The organism is Terriglobales bacterium, assembly GCA_035624475.1.
Taxonomy (GTDB): domain Bacteria; phylum Acidobacteriota; class Terriglobia; order Terriglobales; family Acidobacteriaceae; genus DASPRL01.
The window spans coordinates 1-3,826 of record DASPRL010000363.1; the positions used below are offsets into that span (position 1 = coordinate 1).

The following is a 3,826-nucleotide window of genomic DNA, read 5'->3' on the forward strand; positions in this document are numbered from 1 at the left end:
CATCAATTTTCTAGTCTCCGCCTGCGGCCACTACGTCGTCTTTGCCTCCTTTCGCGGGGGCAAAGTGGGCATCTGGCGGGCGGATGAAGACGGATCCAATCCCACCCTTCTCGTACCCGGGTTCCAGGGGTCTGTGCTCGACTGCTCCCCCGATGCCAAGTGGGTGGTCTTCAACGCTTCCGGCCAGGCCCCCGGCGCCCCCGCGGGGATCCTGTGGCGGGTTTCCGCTGCGGGCGGAACCCCCTCCCAGATCACGCAGGAGACCTTTAGCTCTCCCCGCTACTCGCCGGACGGCAAGCTGCTCGCCGGCTTCCTCGCCGGTCGCCCCGACACGTCCCCGCAATTGGCCGTCATGCCCGCCGAGGGCGGAGCCCGCCTCCACACTCTCACCCTTCCTCCCGACTTCGGCGCGTACGACTGGGCCCCCGACGGCCGCGCCATCCAGTACACCCTGGTGCGCAATGGCGTGGGCAATCTCTGGGAGCAGCCCCTGACCGGCGGCGCGGCACACCAGATCACCAACTTCACCAGCGACGAGATCTTCAGCTTCGCCTGGTCGCCCGACGGCAAGCAACTGGCGCTCTCCCGCGGCCGGTTGAGCCACGACGTCATCCTCATCAGCAACTTCCGCTGACCTTTCGTAACCTCGCGTCCGGCGCGCGATGGTAGGATGATGGGCACAGCAGGGCGCCACCTGTCTCATCCCGCATCGAAGGAGATTGCCCGTGAAAGCTCTGCTCGCCGCTCTGCTCCTGCTGTGCGCGCCCCTGTGCCTGGCGCGTCCCCGTCCCCGCTACCCCATGAACGTTTCCGCGGCGGGCGTCCGCGTCATCACCTTCGATGTGCAAGAGGGCGACTTCGTCCTGCGCGGTGACCCTGCGGCTACCTCGGTCCGGATGATGGTCGGGATCGACCGCTTCTTCCTTTTTAAGCTGGGTGAGAAAGGCATCCTGCAGCGCCTGATCAAGGTCGAGGGCGAGAACACCCCCGAGCTGACCATCCGCACCGACATCCCGCGCGCCGTCAGCAACTGGGGCCGCGCCGAGTACCCCATTGATTTCGAGGTCATCGTGCCCGCCAACGTCACCCTCCACGTGCGCGACACCTCGGGCAAGATCGAGATCAGCGGCATGAGCGGCGCGGTCGAGATCCACGACGGCAGCGGAACGCTGTCGGTCCGCAACGTGGCCGGACCGCTGGCGGTGGACAAAGAGTCGGGCGACATCGTGGTCTCCGGCGTCGCCGGCGCCACCCGCCTCGCCAGCCATTCCGGGCAGATCCGCCTCGAGCACCTCGCCGGGTTGGAGGTCACCTCCTCCGACGGCAACCTCACCGTGACCGACGTGGCTTCCGCGCGCCTGGTGAACCGCGGCGGCAACATCCGCGTCACCGGGGTGAAGGGTGACCTTGCCATCGACGACGACAGCGGCGAGATCGTGCTCGACGACATTACCGGCGCGGTGACCATCCGCGATACCTCCGGCCAGATCCGCGCCACTCGCACCGGCGCCATCACCGTGAACGATACCTCGGGAGACATCGTGGTGAGCCGCGCCGCCAGTCTCGATGTGGTCACGAAGGAGGGCGGGCAGGTCAAAGTGGCAGGCGTTTCCGGAGAAGTGCGGGTGCCGCCCGGCATCACCCTCATCCGGCACTGAAGCCGGGCGTGAATCCTCGCGCGCAGGCCCCTGAGCGCACTACAATCGGGCCCTGCGAGGAATCATGCCCATCCGCACCATCATCGAGCCCTTCCGCATCAAGAGCGTGGAGCCCATCCGCTGGACCACCCGCGCCGAACGCGAGCAGTTGCTGCGCGCCGCCCACTACAACCTCTTCCTGCTCTCCGCCGACGACGTGCTCATCGATCTGCTCACCGACTCCGGCACCGGCGCCATGTCCACCGAGCAGTGGGCAGGCATCATGCGCGGCGACGAGAGCTACGCCGGCAGCCACAGCTTCGACCACTTCCGCGCCTCCGTCCAGGACATCTTCGGCTACAAGCACGTGATCCCCACCCACCAGGGCCGGGCGGCGGAGCGCATCCTGTTCAGCGTGATGTGCAAGAAGGGCGATGTAGTTCCCAACAACACCCACTTCGACACCACCCGCGCCAACATCGAGTTCGTGGGCGCCGAGGCGGTGGACCTGCTGCCGCCCGAGGGCCGGCAGCCCGCCCTGCGCCACCCCTTCAAGGGCAACATGGACGTGGCCGCGCTCGACCAACTCATCACGCGGGTGGGCCGCGAGCGCGTTCCCCTGGTCATGCTCACCGTCACCAACAACTCCGGCGGCGGCCAGCCCGTCTCCCTGGAGAACGTGCGTGCCGTCAGCGCTCTCTGCCGCCGCCATCGTATCCCCCTCTACTTCGACGCCTGCCGCTTCGCCGAGAATTCCTACTTCATCAAGACCCGGGAGATGGGCTACGAGTCCCGCACCCCCAAGGAGATCGCCCAGGAGATGTTTCGTCTGGGCGACGGCTGCACCATGTCGGCCAAGAAGGACGGCATGGCCAACATCGGCGGCTTCCTCTGCACCAACGACGACCTGCTGGCGCAGCAGGAGAAGGACCTGCTCATCCTGACCGAGGGTTATCCCACCTACGGCGGCCTGGCCGGCCGCGACCTGGAGGCCATCGCGGTGGGGCTGCAGGAGGCCCTGCACGAAGACTACCTGCGCTACCGCATCGCCTCCACCGCTTACTTGGGAAACCACGTCGCCGAGCAGGGAGTGCCTATCGTGCAGCCCCCCGGCGGCCACGCCGTCTATCTGGACGCCCGCGCCTTCCTGCCCCAGGTCCCGCCCCAGCAGTTTCCCGGCGTGGCCCTGGCCTGCGAGCTCTACCTGGAAGGCGGCATCCGCTCGGTGGAGATCGGCACTCTCATGTTCGGCAAGGCGGCACAGATGGACCTGGTGCGCCTGGCCATCCCCCGCAGGGTCTACACTCAGAGCCATGTGGATTACGTGGTGGAGGTGATCCTGGAGGTGTGGAAGCGGCGGGAGCAGATCCGGGGGCTGCGGCTGACCCAGGAAGCCCCGTTCTTGCGCCACTTCACCGCGCATTTCGAGCCCGGCGCCGCCTCCCAGGGCTCGGTCGGCCGCTGAAGCCCCCTGCCTACCCAGCCAAGCCCAGGTACCCCGGTAACCCCCAGGGCACTGCTGGGCCGTTCGAGTTGGTGTATTGTAAGGGCTAGAACGGGAATCCCCCCACCCCGGTAGGGCGGAACCACCCAGGGCAAGAGTTCGCTCCGCGTTCCCCGGGGGCGCCTGGTCCAACGGAACCGGATGGCATGATCGACCGCAACCAAGTCAAGAACCTCGGCATCCGCTACGCGCGGTCCTTGCAGATGGTGTTCAAGACGGTTGCCATGTTCTCCGCCGACCACAGCGCAGCCACCCAGCCCCTGCGCACCAGCTTCGACATGCTCAACAACCTGGTCAAGCAGGTGCGCCAGTTCACCATCGGCTTCGTCGACCAGCGCATTATGCTGAACAACATCCTTACCACGGAGCGCTCGCTGGCGGGGCTGGAGAACGAGTTCCTGAAGCGCGGCATCGGGGCAGTGACCTTCGAGGCAGGCATGACCCTGGCGGGCTACCGGCGGGCCATGGCTGTCCTCACGCGCAGCCCCAAGGCCATTGAGGAGGCGGGCGGGCTGCTGCCCTATCTGGAACAGAACCCGGTCGAGTTCATGCGCATCTTCCCCGCCGCCAAGAGCCAGACCCGCACCGAGAGCGGCGACACCATCCTGGAAATGGACTCGGAATCCTACCTCATGGCCAAGGCGTTCTCCGATCTGCGCACGCCCGGCTTCGAGAAGATGGAGTG

At 66.8% G+C, this 3,826-nt stretch carries 4 protein-coding genes; all 4 read left to right on the forward strand.

Features of this window, described 5'->3' with window-relative positions; all coding sequences use genetic code 11:
• A partial coding sequence (locus VEG08_14225; protein ID HXZ29146.1) for a hypothetical protein occupies positions 1-634 on the forward strand: 634 nt, incomplete at its 5' end.
• Between the two features lie 91 nt (positions 635-725).
• The gene (locus tag VEG08_14230) at positions 726-1,658 is read left to right on the forward strand and encodes a DUF4097 family beta strand repeat-containing protein (protein HXZ29147.1); all 933 of its coding nucleotides are present in this window, start codon (positions 726-728) and stop codon (positions 1,656-1,658) included.
• Between the two features lie 64 nt (positions 1,659-1,722).
• Complete coding sequence (locus VEG08_14235) at positions 1,723-3,102, forward strand: tryptophanase (GenBank protein ID HXZ29148.1); 1,380 nt, start codon at positions 1,723-1,725, stop codon at positions 3,100-3,102.
• 185 nt (positions 3,103-3,287) lie between these two features.
• Positions 3,288-3,826 (forward strand): hypothetical protein (locus VEG08_14240; protein ID HXZ29149.1); only part of this gene is annotated, 539 nt, incomplete at its 3' end.

Excerpts from the sequence above, each read along its gene's own strand:
- VEG08_14235 (HXZ29148.1), top strand. The coding sequence starts at position 1,723 with ATGCCCATCCGCACCATCATCGAGCCCTTCCGCATCAAGAGCGTGGAG.